General features: G+C 48.6%; 23 protein-coding genes. 5 read left to right on the forward strand and 18 right to left on the reverse strand.

All coding sequences use genetic code 11. The annotated features are described in order from the left end of the window. Positions 1–79: 79 nt before the first annotated feature. Complete coding sequence (locus WH45_RS03560; protein ID WP_046213045.1) at positions 80–1,435, reverse strand: glucose-6-phosphate isomerase; 1,356 nt, start codon at positions 1,433–1,435, stop codon at positions 80–82. 337 nt (positions 1,436–1,772) lie between these two features. On the opposite strand from WH45_RS03560, the gene WH45_RS03565 reads away from it, so the two are divergent. Continuing rightward, entirely contained in the window at positions 1,773–2,669 is an 897-nt protein-coding gene (locus WH45_RS03565; RefSeq protein WP_046213046.1) for an NAD(P)-dependent oxidoreductase, read from the forward strand. 313 nt (positions 2,670–2,982) lie between these two features. Here the strand turns inward: WH45_RS03565 and ppnP are convergent, their stop codons facing one another. Both ppnP and tkt read right to left on the reverse strand, forming a co-directional pair. Continuing rightward, the gene (gene ppnP / locus WH45_RS03570) at positions 2,983–3,294 is read right to left on the reverse strand and encodes a pyrimidine/purine nucleoside phosphorylase (protein ID WP_046213047.1); all 312 of its coding nucleotides are present in this window, start codon (positions 3,292–3,294) and stop codon (positions 2,983–2,985) included. 138 nt (positions 3,295–3,432) lie between these two features. Continuing rightward, the gene (tkt, locus tag WH45_RS03575; protein WP_046213048.1) at positions 3,433–5,490 is read right to left on the reverse strand and encodes a transketolase; all 2,058 of its coding nucleotides are present in this window, start codon (positions 5,488–5,490) and stop codon (positions 3,433–3,435) included. A gap of 231 nt (positions 5,491–5,721) precedes the next feature. Between tkt and WH45_RS03580 the strand changes: the two genes are divergently transcribed. After that, positions 5,722–6,162, forward strand: coding sequence for a hypothetical protein (locus WH45_RS03580; protein ID WP_046213049.1), 441 nt, complete (start codon positions 5,722–5,724; stop codon positions 6,160–6,162). Between the two features lie 251 nt (positions 6,163–6,413). On the opposite strand, the gene purU is transcribed toward WH45_RS03580, so the two are convergent. After that, a complete protein-coding gene (purU, locus tag WH45_RS03585; RefSeq protein WP_046213050.1) occupies positions 6,414–7,310 on the reverse strand; it encodes a formyltetrahydrofolate deformylase in 897 nt (298 codons plus the stop codon). A 661-nt stretch (positions 7,311–7,971) separates the two neighbouring features. Next, the gene (locus WH45_RS03590; RefSeq protein WP_046213051.1) at positions 7,972–9,090 is read right to left on the reverse strand and encodes a deoxyribonuclease IV; all 1,119 of its coding nucleotides are present in this window, start codon (positions 9,088–9,090) and stop codon (positions 7,972–7,974) included. Positions 9,091–9,456: 366 nt separating this feature from the next. On the opposite strand from WH45_RS03590, the gene WH45_RS03595 reads away from it, so the two are divergent. Next, complete coding sequence (locus WH45_RS03595) at positions 9,457–10,380, forward strand: TIGR01777 family oxidoreductase (protein ID WP_046213052.1); 924 nt, start codon at positions 9,457–9,459, stop codon at positions 10,378–10,380. Between the two features lie 223 nt (positions 10,381–10,603). Here WH45_RS03595 and WH45_RS03600 read toward each other — a convergent pair whose 3' ends face one another. From WH45_RS03600 to WH45_RS03645, 10 genes are read right to left on the reverse strand one after another with little or no spacing between them, the layout of a single operon-like run. After that, positions 10,604–12,571: a DUF6382 domain-containing protein gene (locus WH45_RS03600; RefSeq protein ID WP_046213053.1), complete on the reverse strand. Its 1,968-nt coding sequence runs from the start codon at positions 12,569–12,571 to the stop codon at positions 10,604–10,606. Between the two features lie 35 nt (positions 12,572–12,606). Next, positions 12,607–13,116, reverse strand: coding sequence for an A24 family peptidase (locus tag WH45_RS03605; protein ID WP_052723606.1), 510 nt, complete (start codon positions 13,114–13,116; stop codon positions 12,607–12,609). Positions 13,117–13,160: 44 nt separating this feature from the next. After that, complete coding sequence (locus WH45_RS03610) at positions 13,161–14,291, reverse strand: TadE/TadG family type IV pilus assembly protein (RefSeq protein ID WP_052723607.1); 1,131 nt, start codon at positions 14,289–14,291, stop codon at positions 13,161–13,163. Beyond that, positions 14,260–16,569, reverse strand: coding sequence for a hypothetical protein (locus tag WH45_RS03615; protein WP_046213054.1), 2,310 nt, complete (start codon positions 16,567–16,569; stop codon positions 14,260–14,262). The genes WH45_RS03610 and WH45_RS03615 overlap by 32 nt, the downstream gene beginning before the upstream one ends. Before the next feature lie 35 nt (positions 16,570–16,604). Then, the gene (locus WH45_RS03620) at positions 16,605–17,294 is read right to left on the reverse strand and encodes a TadE/TadG family type IV pilus assembly protein (RefSeq protein ID WP_235338273.1); all 690 of its coding nucleotides are present in this window, start codon (positions 17,292–17,294) and stop codon (positions 16,605–16,607) included. Next, on the reverse strand, positions 17,275–17,472 hold the full coding sequence (locus tag WH45_RS03625) for a Flp1 family type IVb pilin (RefSeq protein WP_052723608.1): 198 nt from the start codon (positions 17,470–17,472) through the stop codon (positions 17,275–17,277). Before WH45_RS03625 ends, WH45_RS03620 begins: the two co-directional genes overlap by 20 nt. An 11-nt stretch (positions 17,473–17,483) precedes the next feature. After that, complete coding sequence (locus tag WH45_RS03630; RefSeq protein WP_046213055.1) at positions 17,484–18,374, reverse strand: type II secretion system F family protein; 891 nt, start codon at positions 18,372–18,374, stop codon at positions 17,484–17,486. A gap of 36 nt (positions 18,375–18,410) precedes the next feature. After that, positions 18,411–19,283 (reverse strand): type II secretion system F family protein, encoded by an 873-nt coding sequence (locus WH45_RS03635; RefSeq protein ID WP_082096523.1) that lies wholly within the window; start codon positions 19,281–19,283, stop codon positions 18,411–18,413. A 20-nt stretch (positions 19,284–19,303) separates the two neighbouring features. Beyond that, entirely contained in the window at positions 19,304–20,569 is a 1,266-nt protein-coding gene (locus WH45_RS03640; protein ID WP_046213056.1) for a CpaF family protein, read from the reverse strand. Next, positions 20,566–21,711: a CpaE/TadZ family protein gene (locus WH45_RS03645; protein ID WP_046213057.1), complete on the reverse strand. Its 1,146-nt coding sequence runs from the start codon at positions 21,709–21,711 to the stop codon at positions 20,566–20,568. The genes WH45_RS03640 and WH45_RS03645 overlap by 4 nt, the downstream gene beginning before the upstream one ends. 320 nt (positions 21,712–22,031) lie before the next feature. On the opposite strand from WH45_RS03645, the gene WH45_RS03650 reads away from it, so the two are divergent. Then, positions 22,032–23,276 carry a hypothetical protein gene (locus WH45_RS03650; RefSeq protein WP_046213058.1) on the forward strand — a complete coding sequence of 415 codons (1,245 nt, stop codon included), beginning with the start codon at positions 22,032–22,034 and terminating at the stop codon, positions 23,274–23,276. A gap of 215 nt (positions 23,277–23,491) precedes the next feature. Here the strand turns inward: WH45_RS03650 and WH45_RS03655 are convergent, their stop codons facing one another. From WH45_RS03655 to WH45_RS03665, 3 genes are all read right to left on the reverse strand, one after another. Further along, the gene (locus tag WH45_RS03655; RefSeq protein WP_235338274.1) at positions 23,492–23,971 is read right to left on the reverse strand and encodes a thiol-disulfide oxidoreductase DCC family protein; all 480 of its coding nucleotides are present in this window, start codon (positions 23,969–23,971) and stop codon (positions 23,492–23,494) included. Positions 23,972–24,103: 132 nt separating this feature from the next. After that, positions 24,104–24,382 carry a hypothetical protein gene (locus tag WH45_RS03660; protein ID WP_046213299.1) on the reverse strand — a complete coding sequence of 93 codons (279 nt, stop codon included), beginning with the start codon at positions 24,380–24,382 and terminating at the stop codon, positions 24,104–24,106. Positions 24,383–24,829: 447 nt separating this feature from the next. Continuing rightward, positions 24,830–25,249: an organic hydroperoxide resistance protein gene (locus WH45_RS03665; RefSeq protein WP_152663484.1), complete on the reverse strand. Its 420-nt coding sequence runs from the start codon at positions 25,247–25,249 to the stop codon at positions 24,830–24,832. Between the two features lie 169 nt (positions 25,250–25,418). Here WH45_RS03665 and WH45_RS03670 point away from each other — a divergent pair, with 169 nt between their 5' ends. Then, complete coding sequence (locus tag WH45_RS03670; protein WP_046213060.1) at positions 25,419–25,898, forward strand: glutathione peroxidase; 480 nt, start codon at positions 25,419–25,421, stop codon at positions 25,896–25,898. Positions 25,899–26,057: the final 159 nt, after the last annotated feature.

The raw sequence follows: 26,057 nt of genomic DNA on the forward strand, positions 1-26,057 counted from the left end.
CTATTTTACCTCAAAAGTAGCTTATTGGAAAAGACTTTTAAATCAGCTTCTTGCAGGTTTTATGCAAAACTCTCCATGATTACTCGGAAAGTCTGGCTTCCAGTTCCGCTTTTTGCTTTTCAAAGCCTGGTTTACCCAGCAGCGCGAACATGTTCTTTTTGTAAGCTTCTACGCCTTCCTGGTCGAACGGATTCACGCCGGACAGGTAGCCGCTGATACCGCAGGCTTTCTCAAAGAAGTACACCAGGTAACCGAAGGAATACGGAGTCTGGTCCGGAATGTTGACGATCAGGTTAGGCACCTGGCCGTCTGTGTGCGCCAGCAGTGTACCCTGGAATGCTTTTTTGTTAACAAAGTCCAGTGTTTTGCCTGCCAGGAAGTTCAGACCATCCAGATCTTCCGGATCTTCTTCGATCGTAATATGGCTGGCCACTTCTTCCACCTGAATGACGGTTTCGAAAATGTTACGGCTGCCATCCTGGATAAATTGACCCATGGAGTGCAGATCAGTCGAGAAATCAACCGCTGCCGGGAAGATACCTTTAAAGTCTTTACCTTCACTTTCGCCGTACAGCTGTTTCCACCATTCGGATACGAAGTGTAAGGATGGCTCGTAGTTAACCAGAATCTCGATCGCTTTACCTTTACGATGCAGCGCGTTACGAACGGCTGCGTACTGGTAGCTCTCGTTCTCGGCAACGTTCGGGTTGCTGTATTCTTTGGCAGCATCGGCAGCACCCTGCATCATTTCTTCGATGTTAACGCCAGCAGCTGCGATTGGCAGCAGACCTACCGGTGTCAGCACGGAGTAACGTCCGCCTACATCATCAGGAATAACAAAGCTTTCGTAGCCTTCTGCATCCGCCAGTGTTTTCAGTGCGCCTTTGGCACGGTCTGTTGTAGCGTAGATGCGTTTGCGTGCTTCTTCTTTACCGTATTTTTTCTCCAGTTCTGCACGGAAAATACGGAAAGCAATCGCCGGCTCTGTCGTTGTACCGGATTTGGAGATTACATTCACGGAGAAATCTTTACCTTCGATTGCCTGCAGCAGATGATTTACATAGGTGGAGCTAATGTTGTTACCGGCAAAGTAAATTTCCGGCGTTTTGCGTTTGTCTTTTGGCAGTACATTATAGAAGGAATGCGTCAGCATCTCGATCGCTGCGCGTGCACCCAGGTAAGAACCACCAATACCGATAACGATCAGCACTTCGGAATCACTCTGGATTTTGGCAGCCGCTTTTTGGATGCGTGCGAATTCTTCTTTGTCATAGTTGTTAGGCAGGTCAATCCAGCCCAGATAGTCGGAGCCTGCGCCAGTACCATTGTGCAGTTGTTCGTGAGCCAGACGAATCGGCTCTGCAAAATAATCCACTTCATGTTGAGCGACAAAAGAAAGAGCTTTGCTGTAATCAAATTTCACTTTTTTAGACATAATATTGTTACCCTCCCAAAATAAATTATTTGCACACTCCGACCAGTTGCTGATCGGTCTACTGCCTGATGCGGTATTCTACCCTATATGGCCTACCTGAGTATGTACCCTGACCGGATGCCGGATGACACCTTTTTATAGCAAATGAGCATGTTCTGCGCTCCTGCCGGTGATCCATCGCCTGCCTATACCCAACCGAATGCCGGTCATGCTACACTTAACGGGTCAGGCCATTTCTGCTTTTAGTATGACCGGATGATTCCCGTATTGCAAGCATCCCGGCTGCTGGCAGAACAGGCACGCTTTGGATTACAGACAGAGATGGAGGAACAACGCTATGAAAAAAATAGGATTTATCGGTCTGGGTACAATGGGTCTGCCGATGGCAGAAAACCTGCTTCACAAAGGCTTTGAGCTTACGGTATATAATCGCACTGCATCCAAGGCCGAATCGCTGGTCCAGCAGGGAGCACGGCAGGTACATACTCCGCGCGAAGCCGCTGCAGGACAGGATATGGTGATTACCATCGTCAGCGATGATGCTTCCATTCATGAGGTCTATCAGGGTGAAGACGGAATTATCGCCGCTGTGCAGCAGGGATTAACAGTGATGGACTGCAGCACGGTCTCCCCGCCGCTGGCTCAGGTAATCGCTGCTGCAGTTGCCGAGCGCGGTGGTATCTATCTGGATGCGCCGGTTACCGGCAGCAAGCCGGCAGCCATTGACGGCACGCTTGTATTTATGGTCGGCGGCAGCCGTGAGGCAATTGACGCTCATCAGGACGTATTCCAGGCGATGGGACGACTCGTGATTCCTATGGGAGATAACGGCAGCGGAGCTACCGCCAAACTGGCCCATAATACAATGGTCGGCATTCACACTGTTGCACTGGCAGAAGGCTTTGCGATAGCTTCCAAAGGAGGCATTGATCCATCCGCCTTCCTGCAGCTGATCAGCAATGGCGCTGCCAACAGCCGTACCATCGAGCTGAAAGGCCAGAAAATCATCGATGGCGATTACAGCAACCAGTTTTCCCTGGCGCTGATGCTCAAGGATCTCAAGCTGGCTTCTTCCCTTAATGACAAGAACGGTGTGCCGTCACCGATGCTGAATCTGGCCAAAAGCCTGTTCCAGGCCGGTCAGTCCAAAGGCTATGGTGACGATGATCTGTCCGTTATCGCCCGCTGCTATGAAGAATGGATCGGCCAGACGATCAGCGGCAAATCGCTGTAATTAGCAACCTGCTTTACTATAAAACCTGAGCTCAGCGGCGCCAATGAGATATAGCACAGACGCTATAAGCATCCGTGTGCCGCTGCTGCAGGCTGTGAGCTTTAATAATGCAGAATGATCAGGCAGTATTCTTTTGATAGCTCATCCATAAGATGCGGCCGATCAGAAGATACTGCTTTTTTCAGTGTAGCGCATTATCGTACTGCACTATTTTAGAACTGCTGCAGCTGTTCCTCATAAAGATATATTCCGCTGACTGCCATCTTCCGTGCAGGCTGAACTCCCAGCTCCTCTTGCCATGCTGTACAGTCAATCAGGAATACGAGCAGCAGTAGTCGGTAACGGTCTTGATCTCCAGCTTGAATCTGGAATTGGCAGGCACTTCAAAGGTCGCCTGTCCATCGATCTCCATCCATTCCTCTGCTCCCGGCAGTTGAACAGACAGCTGACCGGAAAGAATCTCCATCGTCTCATGCTGATCTGTTCCGAATTCATAACTGCCCGGCATCATGATTCCAAGCGTGACTTTACTGCCGTCCGGCAGCAGAACCGTTCTGCTCGTCACTTTGCCTTCATAGTAAATATTGGCTTCCTTGACCACTGTAACCTGTTCAAATTGACTCATCCGCTTATACCGCTCCCCTGTTTATCAAATGGAAAACATCGGGTATCCCCGTGATATCAACACGATACCGAACCCTGGATTAGAAAAAAGCGCAGAGTGGCGCTGGGCCACTTCTGCACCTTTTAAGGTCAAACGATATTAGGACAGCAGTCCTTTAACTTTTTGTACCACATTGTCTACTGTGAATCCGTATTCGGCCATTACGCGGTCGCCAGGAGCGGAAGCACCGAAGGTAGTGATACCCAGGATTGCGCCCTTGTCGCCAACATAACGTTCCCAACCGAATGTTTGAGCCATCTCGATAGCAAGACGAGCTTTGACATCTGGCAGGATAACGGAATCGCGGTAAGCCTGATCCTGTTTTTCGAACAGTTCCCAGCTTGGCATGCTGATAACGCGTACTTCGATGCCTTCAGCTGCCAGTGCTTCCTGAGCTTTAACAGCCAGCTGCACTTCGGAACCTGTTGCGATGATTTGTACTGCTGGTTGTCCGCCTTTGGCGTCGGATACAACGTAAGCACCTTTTTTGATGTTTTCGCGTACGCCTTCTACCGTACCGGCCAGGATTGGCAGGTTTTGACGAGTCAGTACGAGAGCGATTGGACCGCCTTTATTTTCCATGGCATGAGCCCATGCAGCAGAAGTCTCGTTACCATCCGCAGGACGAATAGTAGTCAGACCTGGAATAATACGCAGGGAAGCCAATTGTTCGATTGGTTCGTGTGTAGGACCGTCTTCACCAACAGCGATACTGTCGTGAGTCAGAACATAAGTCACAGGCAGACCCATCAGCGCTGCCAGACGTACTGCCGGACGCAGGTAATCAGTAAATACGAAGAACGTACCGCCGAATACTTTAATACCGCCGTGCAGAGCAATACCGTTCATTGCGCCTGCCATTGCGAATTCACGTACGCCGAAGTAGATGTTACGGCCATCGCGTGTTTCAGGTGTGAAAGTTTCCAGACCTTTCAGGTGAGTCATAGTGGAGCTCTCCAGGTCAGCGGAACCGCCAGCCAGTTGAGGTACACCATTGATCAGACCGTTCAGAGCGTTACCGGAAGCAACACGTGTAGATACCGCTTTGTCTTCTGTGCTGTAGAATGGCAGTTCTTTGTCCCAGCCATCTGCCAGGTTACCGGAGAATGCCGATTCAAATTGTGCAGCCAGCTCAGGGTTTGCTTTTTTGTACTCGGCAAACATTTCGTCCCATGCTTTGTTGGCTTCTACGCCGCGCTCTTTTACTTTTGCAAAGTATTCACGAACTTCGTCCGGTACATAGAAATCTTCTTCGTATGTCCACTCGTAGAATCCTTTGGTCAGTTTGGCTTCAGCAGAACCCAGCGGAGATCCGTGCGTACCGCCGTGGCCGCCAATACCCTGTTTGTTCGGGCTACCGTAACCGATTACTGTTTTCACTTCGATCAGTGTTGGACGGGAAGTGTCCGCTTTTGCTTCTTCCAGAGCTGCTGCGATTGCAGGCAGATCGTTACCGTCTTCTACGCGCAGTACTTGCCAGCCGTAAGCTTTGAAACGATCTTCTACGTTTTCGGAGAAGGACAGACCTGCTTTACCATCCAGCGTGATGTCGTTGGAATCGTACAGCATGATCAGTTTGCCCAGTTTCATATGACCTGCCATGGAAGCAGCTTCACTGGCTACGCCTTCCATCATGTCGCCATCGCCACAGATTGCATAAGTGAAGTGGTCGATCACGTTGGCGTTGTCTTTATTGTAAGTTGCCGCCAGATGGGATTCAGCAAGAGCCATACCTACAGCCATTGCCACACCTTGACCCAGAGGACCTGTTGTTGCGTCAACACCAGCAGTGTGACCATACTCAGGGTGACCCGGAGTTTTACTTCCCCATTGACGGAATTGTTTGATTTCATCCATTTCCAGACCGTAGCCGGAAAGGTGCAGCAGGCTGTACAATAGCATGGAGCCATGACCTGCAGACAATACGAAACGGTCACGGTTTACCCATGTAGGGTTAGCCGGGTTATGTGTCATAGTTTTAGCGAACAGCTGGTAACCCATTGGCGCGGAGCCCATTGGCATACCCGGATGTCCGGAATTTGCTTTTTCAATCGCATCGATCGAAAGTGTACGGATCGTGGAGATTGCAAGATTATCCACGTTGGAGTTTTCGGACTTGCTGATGCTTTGTTCTTGCTCTTGTTTCTTATCAGTCATGTTAATCCTCCTCATTCTTCTTGGTAAAGCGAGGTGCTCAGACCCTACTTCATCTGAGATAAATTCATCTATGCAGTGGTCTCAAATGAAATGATTCTTCTTGAGTCTTTCAATTTGACTTATTAGCCCTTTGTCCATTGTAACACTTGTCCCGGCAGTTTACCATATCGTTATTTCACTACTTTGTATTTATACCCAATATCCCATCCGCTAAAAGAGGAGGATTATATTTTGAAAAGATATGTCCTGCAAGTAATCATCGCCGGTCTGCTCAGTGGAATACTGCTCGGATTTTTCCTGAAATGGATTCAGCTGCTGACCGGATCAGGCGTATACACGCTGCTGCTGAATATTGATTTTGTCCCCATGCTGCCTGACCGGTTGCCCGAATGGCTGGAATTCAGCCTGCATCTGGCCGTGTCGGTTGTACTCGGTTTCCTTTATCGGCTCTGGCTGATTCGCTGGCCGCATCCATGGATCTGCGGTCTGCTGATCGGAGCCGCTTCCTCCCTGCTGTTTTTCCCGTTGGCGCTACTGTCCGAGCGGGTACCGCGAGTGGATGATATGACGGCTTATATGTACTGGCTGGCCGGGCATATGCTGTATGGACTGGTACTGGGGCTGCTTGGTTATCTGGAACTGCGGCGTACTTCTGCTACCGTAACATATTAATATTAACGGAGCGTTAAGAGTAACTACAGACACAAGGGTTTTACGAACATAGACGGCTTATTTAGACATGTACAGCTTATTGAAAAAATACATTTCCCACGTAATCGTTTAGTTACAGCAGCTACTCTGACATTTCTTCTGACTTCATGTGGAGATGGATGAAGCACAAACACCAAAAAGCCACTTTGATTACAAAGTGGCCGGGTATATACCTATTTGCATTTCTCATTTCTTTATACAAAACAAGCGCTTTAGTTAAATACAACCGTCTTGTTCTGATGTACCAGAATGCGGTCCTCGGTGTGCCATTGCACAGCACGGGCCAGCACCACGCGCTCGATTGTGCGTCCGATTCGTTTCAGTTCATTGACATTGTCACGGTGGCTGACACGCTGCACGTCCTGTTCGATGATCGGGCCACCATCGAGTTCTTCGGTTACATAGTGAGCGGTTGCGCCGATAATTTTCACACCGCGATTATAGGCCTGCGCATACGGCTTGCCACCCACAAATGCAGGCAGGAATGAATGATGAATATTAATAATCCGGTTGCGATAATGCTCGATAAAGGTTGGCGAAATAATCTGCATATAGCGGGCCAGCACGATCAGATCAATATCCGCTCCGATCACTTCCAGCTGACGGCGCTCGGCTTCCTGCTTGGTATCCGCAGTGACCGGAATATGATGGAATGGAATGCCAAAAGACTCCACGTAGGCACGCATATCATTATGATTGCTGATCACCATCGCGATATCCGCATCCAGATCACCGGCCTGCCAGTGCCAGAGCAGCTCGACCAGACAATGATCTTCCTTGGATACAAAGATCGCCAGCTTTTTCTTGCGGCTGACTTCATTAATAACCCATTTCATCTGGAAACGTCCGGCAATCTCTTCAAAATCCTGCTTCAGTCCGCTCAGACTCTCAGCCAGCTCCGGCAGGTCAAACTCGATGCGCATAAAAAACATGCCGCCATCCGGGTCCATCGTGTACTGGTCGGACTGCACAATGTTGGCTCCATGTTCAAATAGGAAACGGGATACCGCAGAGACGATGCCCGGTCCGTCCGGACAGGAAATCAGCATACGCGCCCGGTTATCCTGCTGCTCGCGTGCAGATTGGTTTTGCTTTACATGTACTTCCATAAGTAATTGATTTCCTCCTTTGATGACAGTACAGGAACGTAATGCGCTATCCAAAATATACGTCCTGACTTTACAGCTTCCCCACGATAAAGGATCTTGATGAAGAACAGCTTCTTTTTGAACTTTCGGGTAATCCCAAAATATCTTATATTACAATCTATGTGATCCCGGCCGGAAAGTAAACAAATTTATTTAATGAATCGGTTGTAACGTTTCAGAGCAGAGATGACTCATGAGCCATTATGACGATTCGCTGAATGGGAATATGAACTTTATGGTTAGATGTACGGACGGGAAATGGAATATGATGTGCAGAGTCTGCTTGGATAAGCCTGCATACAACCGCCATTAGTATGCACACTCTTCTCCCATTTCTACTTTTAGATGCTAACCATATCAAGTTCATTAATGCAACACAGAGCTTTATAAATGTGATAATAGCTTTGTTAATGCGATACATAGTTTCGTTAATGCAGTACACCGCTTTGTTAATACGGTCTATCTCTCTTCTGATATACAAACCAAACAGCCCTATAACACAGATATGAGCTCTGCATACAAGGCTGCTTGATTGGCTGAACCTTTCGCGCCAGTTCAGCTGCTTAAGTGTGTCTGCGATTGCTTAGCTGACTAGGCTTTTTTTCTTCTGGATGATAAATGACTACAGAACCTGCTTACCGGCGAGGAAAGCGATCAGACGCAGGTTGATCTGCTCTTCGCTCATTTCGCCCAATAATCCGTCTGCGGTGATCAGATCGTACAGGCGCTCGAGCGGCTCACGCGGATCGGCTTTGCGAGCTTTGGCATCATTTTTGAGTACTGTCCAGGTATCGAGTACGAATGAACGCGCTTCAAGACCCTGACCTTCGAAGAAATGGTGCAGCTTCTCTACATCTTCCACAAATCCGCTGCCGAATCGTCCGGACAGATCACCGCGCAGCAGTGCGATTTCGACTTCGTACATCGGACGCTGCTTTTTGGCGTCTTTACCGATCCAAGGCGTCTCCAGAATAAACGGTCGTCCCTGCAGCTTCTCATGATGTACCAGACGGTTGAGCGCTTCAAAGCCAATCCAGCCGGAGCCGATTGGCGTGTGGCGGTCCTTGCCTGCGCCTACCGGATTTTTGCTGTCGTTGACATGGACAACAGTAATGCGATCCAGACCAACAATACGGTCAAAATCTTCCAGCACGCCATCCAGATTGTTGATCAGATCATATCCGGCATCATGGGTGTGACAGGTATCAAAGCAGACGGTGAGCCTTTCATTATGCGGTACCAGCTCCATAATTTGAGCGATTTCCTCAAAGCTCCGACCCATCTCGGTGCCTTTACCCGCCATGGTCTCGAGCGCAATATTGACATCCGTTTCCTTGACTCCGGCTAGCACTTCTTCCAGTCCGGCAGCAATGCGTTTAATTCCGTATTCGGCATCCATATCTGTAAATGCGCCCGGATGCAGCACAATATTGCGTACACCAATTTCATGAGTACGACGAATCTCTTCCTGCAAAAAGCTTACTGCAAGTTCATACGTATGTTCCTTATACGAGCCGAGATTGACGATGTACGGAGCATGCACGACAATTTCCTCTACCCCGGTAGCTGTCATTTTGGCTTTGCCTTCTTCAATAAACATCGTGTCCATCGGCTTGCGGCGCGTATTCTGCGGCGCCCCGGTATATATCATAAATGAGCTTGATCCATATTCAGCCGCTTCATTGGCTGCGCTCAGCAGTCCCTTGCTGGAAAATGATACATGGGAACCTATTTTTAACACGGTAAATTTCCCCCTTAGATATGCCTGGTCTTCGCGAATCCAACCTATTTTAACGTGAATAGGTAAATAAATCTAGGACGGACGCATGAATAATTGATTAAGACGCACAGCTTTGTTTACCGGCAAGACAGCACAAATACATTTTACCGGAGCAGAGTAGCGGATAATGGTTAATAATAACTAGAATGTAGTTTTGGAACGTTGGAATATACGTTTCCTGATGAATATCTGTTCAGGAATAATAGAGAAGCAGCGCGTATGACAACAACGGATTAACCAAAGAAGTTAGCTGCATATTCGGATAACTTTGATCCGTATACGTTGATCCGCATAAATAGTACATTACTTTACCGAGGAGGCCAATTTATGAACATTGTAGTATGCGGCGGTACCGGATTTGTAGGAAGTCATCTTGTGCCTTTTTGGCAGCAGCAGGGACATACGATTACCATTGTCACACGCAAAATTACCAAAGACAAAAAGACGGATCCCACCATTAAGTACATCACCTGGGAAGATATGGAGCAGAACCCCAAGCAGCTGGAAGGCGTCGATGCCATTGTAAATCTGGCAGGCGAATCGCTCAATCAGCGCTGGAGCACCAAAACTAAGCTGGAACTGGTGGAATCGCGTATGCGTACGGTGAATATCGTATCCAAAACGCTGGAACAGCTAGAGCGCAAACCGGAAGTCGTTGTTCAAGCGAGTGCCATGGCAGTGTATGGCACTTCTCAGGACGAGACATTTGATGAAAGCAGTGAACGGAGAACGATGAATTTTCCGTCCAGTCTGGCCGAACAGTGGGAAGCTGTAGCCGACAGCATCAAAGATGTGCGCCTGATCAAGCTGCGTGTCAGTCTGGTCTTTGGCAAAGATGCCGGCGTCTACCCTCTGATGACCCTGCCGTATCGCATGTATGCTGGCGGCAAGATCGGTTCCGGAAAGCAGTGGGTATCCTGGATTCATATCGATGATATGGTCAGACTGATTGACTTTTGTGTCATGAACAAAGAAGTCAGCGGACCGGTCAATGCTTCCTGTCCCGGACCGGTCCGTTATGAGGAACTGGGTGCTGCTCTGAGTAAAGTACTGCACCGTCCGCATTGGTTCCATGTTCCGTCCCTGCTGATCAAGCCGGTGCTGGGTGAGTTGTCGGTTGTGCTGCTGCAAGGGCAGCGAGTCATTCCGCAGAAAGCGCTGGACCTTGGATTCACATACAAATTCCCGGATATCGAATCCGCCATCGCCGATCTGGAAGGCAAAAAAAGCTCACAGCCTTCACATGCCTGACCGGTTGTCTGATTGATTTTATTGTATAGGCAGATAATTTGACAAAAGCCGCCCGATCAGCACAAAGATGCTGGAGAGGCGGCTTTTTGGGATTGCTTATATCGATTTCATTTTTTGATGTATTTCTTGATTTTCAGCTAGTTCATATCCTGGATATTTCGTCCTTTCAATCTGTCTTTGGATAGTCTGCTTCTTTAGATTTTGCATCTTCATATACCCCAATTTAACTAAGTCGGAGTGTATACACTGCTCTTGCGATGGTAAAAGAGTCTCCATCCTGCATAGGATATGACTTATAAGGCACGAGCGGCTCGCTGCCGAGTAATGTGCCGTTGCGCGAACTGAGATCCTTGATCATTACCTGCTGTTCGCTGATTTCCAGTTCCACATGGTTGCGCGAAGTACCGATCGATTTCTCATAATAATGTACGCCTTCTTCTGCCCGTCCAATCAAGAAAGTGCCCGCAGTCAAACGAATCGGCTCCGTATGAATACCATCCAGCTCTCTGCGCTCCAGATAACCCTGGAATGGTTTGGAACTTCCCTGTGAATGTGCAGCAGCAGATTCATCCAGCAGCACCGTTGCCATATGGGAAGACAGCAGTCCTGTATCCGGCAGAGGTTCCCCCGATGGCTCCATCGCCTGATTAGAGTGGCCAGAAGCAAATGAGCGCTGGTTATTTGCCATTTGCCTGCTGCCGTTGTTGGCTCCGAGATGACCAGGCTGCATGACGTTATTATTCGAATGCTGCCCGGTCTGTCTGGCAGAGTCTCCACCAAAAATAGCTGCAATACTCTGATCACGCTGACTCATCGAATCTGCTCCGTAAGCAGAAGCTCCTGCTGCAGCCATAGCCAATCCGCTTGCAACAGCCGGCTCAGGCTTCCAGCGCCAGCTTTCACTTCCGTATTCTTGGTCTTCCTGCTTTGACTTATGAAGCACAGGCAGCTTGAGCTTGCTGGCTGCAGACCATTTTCCTTTAATTATCATGTAAATTATAATACCGATAGCTATCGTAAGAACTGTACATCCATACAGCATCATATCATTACCATGCTCCAGATAACCGAACCTCCAGATCATGGCGACCAGCAGTGCTCCTCCTGCCAGCAGGTAGGTACGGTGGGCAGAAGAAAGAGGTCTGGATTCCGATTCTTCATTGTCCTCATTATCCGCTTCAGATACGGATGCCATCCCTGCTGTTTGTGGACGAAATGGATTTACTTTGCCGGATGAAAACAATGCTGAAGGATCTGCTGAATACAGCGGCGGATTTCCACTTTTCCCAGCAGGCATGGGTGAAGCCAAAGACGGATTACCAGCTCTTGCATCTGAATGCGCCGTCAAAGGAGCCGGGGCATTCTGCCGCTCTCGCAGTTGCTGAAGCACAGGGTGAGCTGCTCCCGGAGCAGTCGAATCTTTTACATATATTGAATTGCCGGCTTGTGAATGACTGCTCATCCCTCCATGCGGATGAGTATCCGGTACAGGACTTCCTGCCCGAAACCCTGTTCCTGACTGAATCGGCGCGGCTGCCTGGGCACTACTACTGGATGGTCGATAGCCAGTATTTGCACTGCTATAATCGGCATATTGTTCATTACCCGGCTGCTGGTAATCTGCCAGAAGTTCCAGCAGCAGCAGTTTCAGTTCCTGCAGATTAAAGTTATCGTTCTGGCAATACTTGAGAATACGCTGCACTTTATTTCCGGTTAACTCTGCCACATAAGCCATCCAGCGGGAAGCCAGTCTGCTGAGAATCGACTGCACCGGCTCATCCGTAAGCATTTCCAGAGATGGTACATAGGTCAGATACAATCCTCCTGCCTGAAGCGTTCCATCAACAAACATATACTGCTCATCCAGCACATAGTTGGGCAGTGACAGCATATACTGGCTGCTCTCCTCCAGCGTGGATACGATCTGCAGCAGCAATCCCAGATATTCGGCGATGCCCATCGGTTCACTTTGCAGACAATGCCGCAGCATCTTTTTGCCGCTGATATCATAGCGCAGTACCGCCTTCATATTAACTTCATGCAGATGAAGCTGCAGTATGCCGCGAATCCGTGAAGACAGCATCATGCCGGTTTGTGTTTTGCTCAGATCATTTTGCTGAAATCCCGCCTCACGGTCAATCGTCATATACGTCTTGCCATCCTGAATAAAATCCTGTGTTAATATCTCCATGATCGCTCTCACCTCTACTCCTTAGACATCCAGACTCAGATATACCAGTAACAAAAAATAACACTTGGCAGCACGGCCGCCATAAATGGAAATGTCAGATACTGCTGCTGCTCTGCCTGACTGGCGCGGAGCGGTTGCTTCCATAGCAGGGCTCCTGTTACCTTCCACAATACTCTGCGCATGCGCACAATTGTCTCGCGCCGCCACAGCATAATCACCAGACCAATCACACCTGCAAAAATAATCGAATACATCAGCATCTGCGCCGTCATACCAATCCCGAACCAGGCGCCAATACCGCCAAACAGCTTCACATCACCGGCACCCACTGCACGAAATGCATACAACAGCAGCATAATGCCGAATCCGAGCGCAAATCCCTTGCCAGCGAACAGCAGCCCTTCCCACCGGTTGGTAGCCAGATGATAAGCCAGTCCACTGATAATAAATAATATATTGAGAAAATTAGGGATCTTACGTGCACGGATATCCGTCCAAAATGCCCATATTATAAAAATGCCCCCACCGATAAACATGCTCTCCATTCGCCTGAAATGCTCCTTTCCATTCTTGCCTCTACCTTACTGTCTCACGAATCCGAAATAACAGGTCTGCCATCATACTGGGCAATCTGGAAAGTTCCCCGGATCTTTTGCCCATCAGCTGTCGTCAACACATAGGTCGCCCAGCCGGCAGTCGCGGTCGATGGAATTTTCCATGTCCAGTCAATATTGCCTTCTGCATCGGCAACAGCCTGTCCCAAGCCTTTGGCCGTACTTTCCCCGCTTTTGTAACGGATCTCCAGGCTCACCACCGAGCTGGGCGGCGCTGTCGCCTTGATGGAAATCATCGATTCGGGATGTGCTGGCTGCGGTACCGACACGACTTTGACTCCTGTTTCTGTCTCGGTTGCTTCCTGAGCGGTTGCACCAAATTCGCCGGTATCTCCAATCCAGAGCCGCTCTGTCGACCGGGATTGCAGTACAATTGGCTTGAAAATAAGCGGTACCCGAAAAGGAAGCTCATATTCGATCTCGATACCAAAATACGGATTGGTCTTATTGGACAGATCAGGCACGGTTACTTCCGTAACATGGATACGGCTGTAGTCAATGCGGTTATCAGAAGCAATCTGCTGAATCAGCGGCTTGATCGCTGCATCCAGTACAGCAGCGGCCGCCTGATTTTTCAACTGCTCAATCTTTGCATCGCCGCCGCTGGCAGCCTCCATCATCCATTCATTGATCGGTGATGGAAAGGCGCCTTCATACTGTGAAGCCAACTCGCTAAGGCTCAACTTGGGCATAATCGGATTGGCGTCGATAGCTTCCGAAGCTTTCTGTACCGGATAGATATGGGTCGCCACATATCTGGCCGTATCGGAAGTCACATTATTCAGCGCAGTAGAGACGAGCGTCATCTGAACGAGGTACACGAGGAAGATCGCGACGAACAGGAAGATCGGCAGCACCATGGCTGCTTCCAGTACGATACTGCCGCGCTCCTCCCTTTTCAGAGCCGAAGGAAACGGGATAATGCACAGCCGCGATTGGTTCCTGGATGCATGATTTTTTTCGTGAACATAATAACTGCTCGCATGGGATGACGTTTGCTGCCTGGAATACCGAGCCACAAATCTGGACCCATGGTCCAATACACCGATCGGCTGCAGGTCTATCCCTTTCTTGCTAGTATCCGTAGTCTGCCTGTTTATCTGCATAATACACACCCTGTTCCACGGAGCTACCCGCCTGTCCTGTTTTCAGCATCTTCATGACTCCAGGCAAAAACCAGATTCTCATTCCTGTTCGCACATGTGCCGATGCATACGTATTGCGTTCTGCCGGATTGATTTTGGTACTGTGACGAATCAATGCAAGCATTCGCGACATTTTTTTCTTATCATTGGTCTGAAGCAAAAATAATCTCAAATAATCTCGATATTCAAATGGAACTTTCATATAAGCAGACAGATCCGTATGACCCTTGGTAAACAGATCGATCATATCCTTGATCGCCATCTCGACTCCGTAGGCAATTCCGGCTGCCAATACAGCCAGCGGATGTCCCAGCTTCGCACTTTTTACGAGGCCTTCAGCAGTACGGATCGCCAGCCGGACACCGAATATTTCACTGTAAGCTGCTGTAAGGTTGGCCGTCGGACCATTGAATCCGTAAATAATATATTCAACCTGCTGATGTTCCACCGCGAAGTTCTGAATCATTCCCTCAAGATCCACATTTGCCAGAGCGTCGGCTGCCTGAGCACCATCACCCTTTTGCAGACTCTCTGCCATATTGCGGAAAAAGGTGACATCAAACGGCTCAAAGTAATGGATCGCATATTCATTTTGGAAAAATTCATTGCGTCCGTTCATCAGCGATTCGGATACCCCACCGAAAATAACATCCATTGCATCCATCGATTTCTGGCTTTCTTCGTATGGATCTTTATCCACCTCCACTTGGGATTGTTCGCCTCCGGCACTGCTGTTGAACTTCAGACTATCCTCATAGTAGCCGTTCACTTCGCTGAAATCGGCATCCAGTGCAGTAGCCGCCGCTCCCATACCGGCAATACCGCTCAACATCATCGTAGCTTTTTTCATATCCTGCTTGGCCTTGTCTTCATCTTTGGCAATACTATCCGTGCCGGCACGTGCAGCAGCCAATTGCTTTTCAATCTTGCCGATCGTTCCTTCCGGTGCGCTACCCAAATAGTTGTCCAGATAATCCTGCAGCAGACGAGCCGTACGGATCGTGCTGTTTTTCAGAGCCGATGCGCTGCCGGAAGTCTGGGTGATCTGCTGGTTCGCTGCGGTAACCAGACTTTTTACAGCATGGGAGACACTTGTATAATCATCTCCTTGCGATTTCACGGAAGCTTCCATCTGGTTTAATAGCTCCTGGGAAAGTACCAGCTGATCCAGATTTTTACGAAGTTCTGCCAGCTGCTGCTCTGCACCCGCATCTCCTTTGGCCGTACTGCCGGGTATGCGTGCGCCGCTTACCTTGTCATAGGAAGCATTAGCCGATCGATTCTTCTCTTCCTCGATAATATTCGCAATTTCCTGGTTATAGTGTCTGATTTTGGCCATCAGCTCTATACCTTCACTGTATGTATGTGCATGAGTCTCCAGCAGGTTTTCCACCTTGGGATTTATTTTCTGCAGCAATGAAGAAGATCGGCTTTTGTATGCAGCGATTTTGGCTGTATTGATCCGCGGTTTGTCCTTTTTCTTGCGTCGTTTGTCTTCATCGATCAGATCGGTGTAATTTTTAAATTGCGCCGCAATCTGGGCTATCGAAGAGATCGAACCTACATTTTTGTCTGCAATGGAGCTTCCCGCCGGATGCATAATCATTTTGGCCAGTTCCTGCACTTCGCCTGCCGTTTTCTTTTGCAGCGCAATTAGCTCATCTATCGCCTTTTCCCTGGCTTCATAAGGTTTGCGTACTCTGTTCAGTACAGATACTGTCTGCGTAGTCTCCTTCATCACTCCGGACATCGTACGCATCTTCTCTACAATTTCAATCGTAAAGTCAATCGGAGCCTTGTATTTCATCTCCTCCTGAATCTGCTGATTGAATGTATCGTACTTGCCGAGCGGACGGCTGAGCTGGATAGAAGTCTCATCGGCCTGCAGCGGGATGAGATGGAACCCATCCTCCTGATCAGTATAGTTAAAATTTTCCGTCAGCGCCGTATCCAGCAGCTGGGTGGCATCCGACTCACCAAAAGCGAATAAGCCATATTCCTTTTGAAACTCAGGTTCATACGCGGACATGACCGAGCGAACCACCGCATGGGTCAGCCGCTCGGATTGCACTTCCATTGCCGCAATTCTGGAATAATCGATAAATACGGCAGTGAACATGAATACCCCTGCCAGCACCACAATCATAAAAATCGTAACCGCACCACGCGTGTCGGTTACTTTGTTCCATATGGGTCCAAACCAGCTGCGCCTATGCTGCTTGGTTAATCGTTTTCTCAATGGGATTCACACTCCTGATTCATTCAGGCAGACCACTATGGAGCCTGTCCGCCAAACATTTTCAATATGCTTCCTGCCTGCCCCAGATTGAGAGCTTGTCCGTATTTGCCGGATACTTTGGCACCATAATAACGAAGCAATTCCACATTACGGATAAATTCGACAGGCTCCACAACAACTGCTCCTGCGCTGACCTCTGATTGAAGAGGCTGGCCAAGCTCCCGTTCCAATGCGCCAAAGGATACAGGACGGGAAAGTGTAGTCTTGATTTTTCTGATCATCAGTTCGTTGTTATAAGCTATATCTCCACTCATTTCACCAGGAACCCAGGAGGCAGCGGCAGATAATTTATCCGTAGGCAGTGATCCGCCGCTGCCTCCTGGAATGGAAACCTCTGCTGAACTGGATGCTCCTGCCCAACCAAATAGTTTACTCAACATATCATCCTGGGTCAGACGCCAGTACAATCCATCATTCTCACCTTCTGCATATGCTCCGGTAACCGCATCTTTATGGCTGTTATCCCAGGAGTATGCTGCACGTTCGGACGTTTTGGAAGCCGCCTGCTTCAGCATGGTGTTCTGGTACTGATACATACAGAAAAACAAGATCAGCAGCGTAGTGAACAGGATAATGGGAAACACGAGGGAAGCTTCAATCGTGAAGCTTCCTTTTGTGTTTTGCCAGAGACGTTGGATAGACAGATTATTTCTTGAATTCTTCACTTTTTTGTCCCATGTAATCCAGCATGCCGGTAACAACTGCAGTAATCTTGCTTTTAAAAGCCAGTGCAATGATCAGAATGACTGCAATGATCAGTACCATTTCCAGCGTACCGATCCCGTCTTCTTCCTTCCAGAAACTTTGGATTCCATTCCAGGATTGCTTAAGTATGTTTGTCATTTCATTTCCTCCTACATATTCATCATCATAAATGCCGGCGTACCGACCAATATCATTACAATTACAAAAATCATGACCATCGGAAATACCATCTTGGACGATGCCTGCTCCCCGCGCATGCGGCTGACTGCCTTACGCTTATCCCAGAGCGTACGCGACAGATCGCGCAGCGCGAGTCCGAACTCTCCGCCACCGCGACGGAAGTTCAGCAGTACCGTCGTTGTAAACACCGATACTTCCTGCACACCGCAGCGCTTGCTGAATGTCTCCAGTGCCTGCTGAAAGGAATACCCGTTCTCCAGCTCGTTCAGCATCTGGACCAGTTCTTTGTACAACGGATGCCCTGCTGCACTTTCCTGCTTGCGCTGCACACAGCGTACAATAGCACGCTGCACCGTCTCACCCGCTCCAACGAGCAGTATGATTTTGTTCAGCAGCTCCGGCAGTTCCAGCAAAATATCCTGCTCCCGTTCCTGCACTTTTTTCTGCAGATCACGGAATAATGCAACAGGAAGTACCACTGCCAGCATGGCTCCAAGCCCCAGCCAGGTGGCACTGCCTCCATTGACAGCAGCCAGGACAAAACCTACCGTCAGCAGCAGCCAGACATAACCGGCCATTTCTGCAATATACAGCAGTGACCGCTCTCCGCTCATGTGGACCCCAAATCCTTTTTGAACAGAGCTTTGAATACGATAAAAGACCCCTGAGAAACGCGATACAAATCTAACTTTCTCTATACATACCAGCATTGCCGGCAGCAGCGGCCGCAGCTTAATCACTTCAAATGAAAGCCCGGCTAGCTGCTTGTGACGCTCCTCTGCACTTTGATGCAGCACAACCCACCCTACCGCCAGCAGAGCTGCCATCAGCCCTTCCAGCCATACCCAGATCAGTTTCATTCACCTCCTCTCAGCAAATATTCACCGGGCTATTTATTACACCCGGATATTCATAAATTTCCGAATCAGCCAAAAGCAAAATCCCAGTGCTCCCAGACACAGCGTCGATACGACGATGCCCAGCGGATTACCATACATCGGCTTCATAAAGTCCCCCGCTGCAACATTCAAAAAGATCAGGAAGATAAATGGCGTAGCTATAAGTGCATTGGATTCGAATTTTTTCTGCGATACCATAACTGCGATATCCTGCTGGATATCCAGCTTCTCCCCGATAACAGAAGATGTCTTGCGCACCACTTCAATCAGATCTCCACCTGTACGTTTACATGTAATAAACACATCCGCAAAATTACCAATATCTTCATTGGCTGTGCGATTGCTAAAATCCTGAAGCGCTTCTTCAATCGGCTGACCATAATCCAGCCGGGTCGTAATAATATTGAGCTCACGAATCATATCGTTATCACCATCCGGATATAACATTCGTAGATCCTGCGCCGCTTCCCGGAATCCATTTTCGACCGATCGGCCGGCAGCCAGCGAAGAGGACAACGAATACAATGCCTGTTTGAAATGAGAACTAAGAGCACTGCGCCGCCGCTCGAGCAGATGTCTGCGCAGCAGCTTTGGAGTAAACCATCCGGCAGCAGCCAGCACCGCTCCAATCAGCCAGTTATGATAAAACAAATAACCGACCAGCAGAAATATAACGCCGCATATCAGCATGCAGCCGAACCGCTGTACAGCCGACAGCTCATACACGGTATAATCCGTTAGTACACTGCCTGGATCAGCCGGTATGCTAGCTGCATCTGGCACGGCTGCGCGTTTACTGCTGCCTGTCCCGACAGCGAGTGTGCCATTATCGGTCTGCCTGCTGCCTGACCGGTTTTTAAAATGAAGCATCCCTCTCCTTAACCTCCTCTTCAGGCTCTGGCGCTATATTCCGGATTGCTGATCGCTGCCAGTCTGCGCCATTCCTCAATACCGGCCGCCCGCAGCTTGTCCGTATGGATCAGCAAATTGCCAGTAGGCGCCAGATTGCCAATGATTTTGCCTTCCTTTTCCCCATGTTCTTCGAAAACAAACAGCGGATTAAGCACTACCTCGCCATCGATCATACCGCGCACTTCCGAGATCTCTGTGATTCGACGCGAACGATCCCGCAGCCGGGAAAGATGCACGAAAATATCGATCGCAGAGCTAATCTGCTGACGTACTACCTGAATCGGCAGCTCGGCACCGCTCAGCACCATCGTCTCCAGCCGGCTGAGCATATCCCTTGCACTGTTGGCGTGACCGGTAGAAAGTGATCCATCATGGCCTGTATTCATGGCCTGCAGCATATCCAGCGCTTCCGCCCCACGTACCTCACCGACGATAACCCGGTTGGGACGCATACGCAGTGAGGAACGGATCAGATCGCGGATGCTGATTTCCCCTTTGCCTTCGGTATTGGCATTTCGCGTCTCCATCGATACCAGATTCGGAACGGTACGTATTTGCAGCTCCGCCGAATCCTCGATGGTGATAACGCGTTCTTCCGACGGTATGTACTGGGATAATGCATTCAGGAAAGTAGTCTTGCCCGAGCCCGTTCCCCCGCTGATGAAAATATTAAATTTACTGCGCACCAGCGTCTGCAGCAAATGAGAAGCTACAGGCGCCAGTGCTCCCATCTGCACCAGATCATCCATCGTCATCGGATTCTCAGGGAATTTACGGATCGTCATCGTCGGTCCCTTGAGCGCTACCGGCGGCAGCACGACATTGACACGCGATCCATCCTTGAGCCTGGCATCCACAATTGGCGATGATTCATTGACGACCCGGTTCACTCCCGAGACAATCGTCTGGATAATATCTTCCAGCCGCTCCCGGGATTCAAATACCGTTTCACTCTGAATCACTTGACCATTGCGCTCGATAAAAATATCCTTGTGACTGTTAATCATAATCTCGGTTACACTTTTGTCGTCGACCAAAGGCTGCAAAATATCCAAGCCGCGAAACGAATCAAATACCTGCCGGACCAGTCTGCGGCGCTCCCCTGCTGTCAGGCCCGGATAGCGGCTGTTGTCCAGTACCTTCTGCTCGATCCGGCGCATCAGTTCGTTGTCATCGACCGTAAATGTCACATCCAGAGCGGACCGGACTTCATCCCGCAAACTGATAAATAAATCTTCGTTCACATTCCCACCCCGCCTGCAGCATAAGCCTGATCATGAGGCATCCGGCATAATTTTAAAATATCACGCTGGAAAATCGGCGAGCACCAGAGCAGCTCACTGCTGGTCACCTGCTTCCACGAAGGCACATACGGAAGCGTACCTTCCAGCTCCATCCCTGACATCGGCAGCGGATTCATCACGCTTCCGGTGAACCGGTTCATTACAAAGGAAATCCTGGAGCATATCTGTTCATACCACCGGGGATCATGAGACTGCCAGTATGACATCCATAGCCCTGTCTTGTGCATGCACGGCAGATCATCAGTCAGCAGCCAGATAATACGGTCACTGACCTGCAGCGCAGCTCTCATGCGCTCCTGACCTCCGGACTCGCCATCGATAATGATATGGTCATACTCCCGGCTGCCCGCAATATAGGCGATCAGGGATAATGCATCCTGTTCCGTCATGTGCAGCAGCTCATTAAAGTTCTCCGGCGGCTCAAATGTATCCGCCTTGATCTCTTCCGCATATACCGCATAATGTGAAGGCGGATGTACAGGCAGTTCCTTTTGCTCTGCTGCAGCCTGCAGATCATACAGCAGCCGGGACAATCCGTTCTCCGCCGGCTGCCTGCGCTCCAGCCTCAACAGATGTGTACTGCTGGCCGCCTCCAGATTCAGATAAAAGACCGATTGTCCTCTTAAACCCAGCTGTTTGGCCATATTCATCGCCGTCACTGACTTGCCGCTGCCGGGTGCTGCAGAGTATACCGAAGTGATCATCGCATGCTGGCCTTCTTTTAGGGTGATATCCGGAGCAGTAGTACGTCCGGTCATACCAGACAACTGATCCAGCAGGTTGTGGAGCGGCTGGTACTTGGCAAGTGTGACGCCCTCCGTATAATCCTCTGCTTCTTCACTCAGTCTTACCCAGCGTGCGGTCTTGATATTTTCACTGTGCAGCCATCGTTTCAGAAAAACCTCTTCTGCCGCTACCAGTCCGCGATGCTCTTCCTTGTCCATATAGGTCATGAACATATCCACATCAGAAAACGCCCTGATTCGTACTTTGGCTGCATATTCACTTTCCCGGATGTACCTCAGCAACAGCTCAATGTACTGGCTGTCCTCCACACATAGTACGATCTGTACCGGAGCCATTGTCTTTCCCCCTTTTCCCAGGCAACAAAAAAAGCACCGTTTAAATAACGCACAGAGAGTGCGGTACTTAAACGGTGCTTCCGTTGCAAGAACTATATTTAACGATAGGATACCATAGATTTTATAGGTCTGCAATACTATATCCGAAAATAATTACCGTGCATAAAGAATCACTCTCTCTTATTTCTGCATCCATTAGCCTATACGCCCTATTATCTTCAGCATCCATTTATTACATTAGCGTCACATCTGTTGCTTCTTCAGTAAAATGGGTTAAAAATTCAAGGAATATACTTTACAAAAGAAAAGGTGGAATTGTAATGGAATCGAATCGGAAACCGCAGCACAAATGGGCGGCACTCCTGTTGGCAGGGATGGTCAGCTTTTCTTTGGCTGCGCCTGTATCGGCGGCAGACAAAGTGCAGCCGCTCAGCAACCCATCCTGGACGTCCCCTTCCCTGTTCAACGACAAAATGGAGAATGCTCTCGCTATACGTGCCACAGACGTACACGCAGTACCTGCCAAAAAAATCGCTTATGTACATACCCAGCAGGATATGCCCAACACCACGGGCAATACGGACAACAGCTGGTACCTCGATACCCTGCAAGCGTACAGTACAGTTACCGGCAAGCCGCAGTGGAGTTATGTACTGCATGAATCTGACGGTCCTTACACGCTAACTACACAGATGGCGTATACCCCTTATGGAACCGTCTATGTATATGCCGATTATTCCGATGGAACCCACAAGCTCCATTCGATCAATACTTCAGGCAAAGCCAACTGGGTCAAGGCACTTCCGGATACGAGCGATATTACCCTGCTCAAGGATGGCTCCCTGCTCGTTGCTTCACGCGGCAAAGTGAATAACCAGGGTATCATTCGCTCGTCGCTCAGCCGTTACGACAATAATGGCAAGCTGCTGAACCAGCAGGCTATCCAGGGTTCTGTTCTTCATGCCGAAGGTAACCGCATCATCGTAGCCGCCAGCAAATTGACCAAAAACGAGAATGGCTGGCAGGCTGTACCGAATCCAAGGATTGACGTATACGGTCTGAATCTGAAAAAGCTGTACCATTACCAGTTCCCGGCTAATGCCAATGTATATGGAGATGGCAGCGATTCGATGTTTGTACTGAAAAACGGCACTGTACTGATCCGTACCAATATCGATCAGGTCGGCAACAAACTGTTCGCCTTTGATCCAAAAGGCAAACTGCTCTGGGGACGCATGATTCCCGGCGGTTCCATCACCCAATCTACGGGCACCGGTTATACCACCTATGAGAACGGCAATCTAAAATTGTATAATGTAGCTTCCAGCAAATCCGTAGCTTCCGTCAGCCTTGAAGGCGACGCAGCAGATTACACATGGGTGAAACGGACAACGGACGGCAATCTGATGGTTAATATGGATGATCGCATGTACATCCTTTATCCATCCAATCTGGCGGTTGTACATGTGTTTAATACAACCAAGCTGGGTTCACCTGTCGATTACAATGACCATACCGTTTATTCCGTAAATGAAAAAGTACTGACCCGGTACCCGCTGAAATAACAGGCTGTCCATGTGGGTACTCTATATGACTGCTATTCATACGTACCAGGACTGAACAATGAACATAATCGTTAAATAATAAGCACAACAGCAAAATAAAAACCTGCAAGGCCGGTATTATCCGGTCCTGCAGGTTTTTATTTTGCTGATGATTTATTTTTTAAATGAAAGATACTTCTCTTCATCTACATTGCTGCAATCTGGTATACGGTCGATTACTCGATAAACCGTTCCCGGATCTCCGGTGTCGGTAACATACACTGATCCGATTTGCCAAACCAGCGGTAACGATTGCGGGCGACCAGATTATATACACTGTTGCGCAGCACTTTCGGTACGACGATAAATGCATACAGCAGCGGCCATGCATAACGTAGACGACGGGCAATACGCAGTGCAGCGGTAGAGCGGGTATAGAAATGCCCCTTCTCGATCAATACAAACGTATCCATCGTATCCGTACGCAGTCCGCCTTTTTGCATCAGCTTCTGGCCGACTTCCGACTGGATCGAAGCGAAATGAAAGATTCCTTTCGGATCACGTTTGATAATGAACTTGGTAGCCCCCTGGCAGAAATGACATACCCCATCCACCAGTACAATCGGATGTTCTCCCTGAAGCAATTCCTCAATCTGAGCATCGGTTAATTCGGTCGGTTCTCCCGGACGGGATACCGGAGCATGTGCGGTTACCATATGATTCACTCTCCTTTTCGTTGATCGTTCAGTTCTCTTTATCCTTATATTTACCCCATACTGCCGCAAAGATAGCAAAAAAGCGCGAGAAGTTAATCCCCGCGCTCTGCAATATGAAATTGTACTCTGTTCTTAGTTGGCCAAAGCTTCGTCAATCAGCTGACGATCTTTGATCTGCTGGTCAATCTCACCGGCAAATGCGTTAAAGCAGTTGCAAATGAAATCCTTACGGCATACAGGACATGGCTTGGTTAACAAGCGGTTAATATTGGTCATTTTCCATTCTGGAAAACGATTGTAGAACATACGACATTCTGTTCCATCCGCCAGTGTTGCTGTAAATTCATACAAGCCTTCTTTTTCGTTAATACCGGCTTTTTTCAATGTCGTAATCGTTGGTCTATATGCCATTATCATCACCCGTTATCCTTTAAATTTCGTAGCGAATTACAAATCACCTATGACATCTTAAAGAATTTTCAGGTGTGTGTCAACTCCAATCGCCTGCGGGTTGGCATAAATAGGAGCTGAACAGCCTTTATTTCGCCAGGATAAGGTCTTGACTGTGCCATCTCCAGGTGTCTGCAATTCCAGAACTTTCGGCTGTATCCCAAGTGTACTGCGCCCTGAGAACATCTTCCAACGTCCTGCTTATGTACATTTTACCCGTCCCCTGTATTTTCAATCGTTATCCTGCAAATTCGCTTCTTTTTCAAAAGGCAGCTGCATGAGCCGAATGAATATGCGATAAAAGGCAGATCCCCCAGCGGAATCTGCCTTTTGTTACGATTATGCTATGCTTACTTCAGGATGAATATCTGCCTTCATTGCAGCATTCCTGTTAGCAGCATTTATGTGTTAGACAATATTCAGTTCCACATCAATATTGCCGCGGGTTGCTTTGGAATACGGGCAAAAATCATGTGCTTTTTTGGCAATATCCATCGCTTCTTCTTTGGAAAGACCCGGGATACTGACATCCAGACGAACAGACAGCTTGAAGCCATCATCCGAAGGATCTTTGTCGATCATAACGTTACTTGTAACGACTGTATCCGTCACGTTGACCTTCTCTTTGCGGGCTACATTAGCAAGGGCGCTCTGGTAACAGGCTCCATAACCGGCTGCAAACATTTCTTCCGGATTCGTCCCGTTTCCACCGCCGCCACCAAGCTCTTTGGGCATAACCAGACTTACATCCAGCGCACCTGTGCTTGATTCAACCTTACCTTGACGTCCACCATGAACTTTTGCAGTTGCTGTATAAAGTGCCATTATCATTTCAGCTCCTTTGTCTAATTTGTTTCAGACCAACACTATATTTGTAAAGCACCGGACCAGAAATGAAACTTAATTTCGACAAATTGTTTTTATAGCTAAAATTGACTATACTTAATTAATTTTCTAAAATTAAATTGTTACCCATTCTGAGAGGAGCGTGAGATCCATGAGTATTTATTCATACAAAGCCGTCTCTATGCGTGGTGAAGAAGTCTCTCTGGAACAATATAAAGGCAAAACCCTGCTGATCGTGAATACCGCCAGTAAGTGTGGACTCACTCCACAGTTCACCGGTCTGCAGGAATTATATGATAAATTCAAAGACCAGAACTTTGAGGTACTTGGATTCCCCAGCAACCAGTTCGCCAACCAGGACCCTGGTAGTGATGAAGAAATTTCAGAGTTTTGTCAGCTCAATTACGGTGTCAGCTTCCCCATGTTTCAAAAAATCAACGTGAACGGAGCTTCCGCCCACCCGCTGTTCCAGTATCTTAGCGAACAGGCACCAGGCATACTCGGTTCCAAAGCGATTAAATGGAACTTTACCAAATTCCTGATCGATGCCAAAGGCCACCCGATCAAACGTTACGCTCCCAAGACGACCCCGGACAAAATTGAAGCCGATATCCAGAAGCAGCTTCGGTAGACAAACAGGCATCAACTGAATTCTTACAGCAAGTCGTCTGCAGAAAATTCACTCCAAAAAATTTTATAAAAATTTATTGGGGAAAACAAGCCTGTTGAGACAATGACATAAGCTTACAATGGCTTAAACTCACAAAAAAAACGCTGCCAGCTTATCACT

Origin of the sequence: Paenibacillus wulumuqiensis, from assembly GCF_000971965.1 — a bacterium.
Lineage (GTDB): Bacteria > Bacillota > Bacilli > Paenibacillales > Paenibacillaceae > Saccharibacillus > Saccharibacillus wulumuqiensis.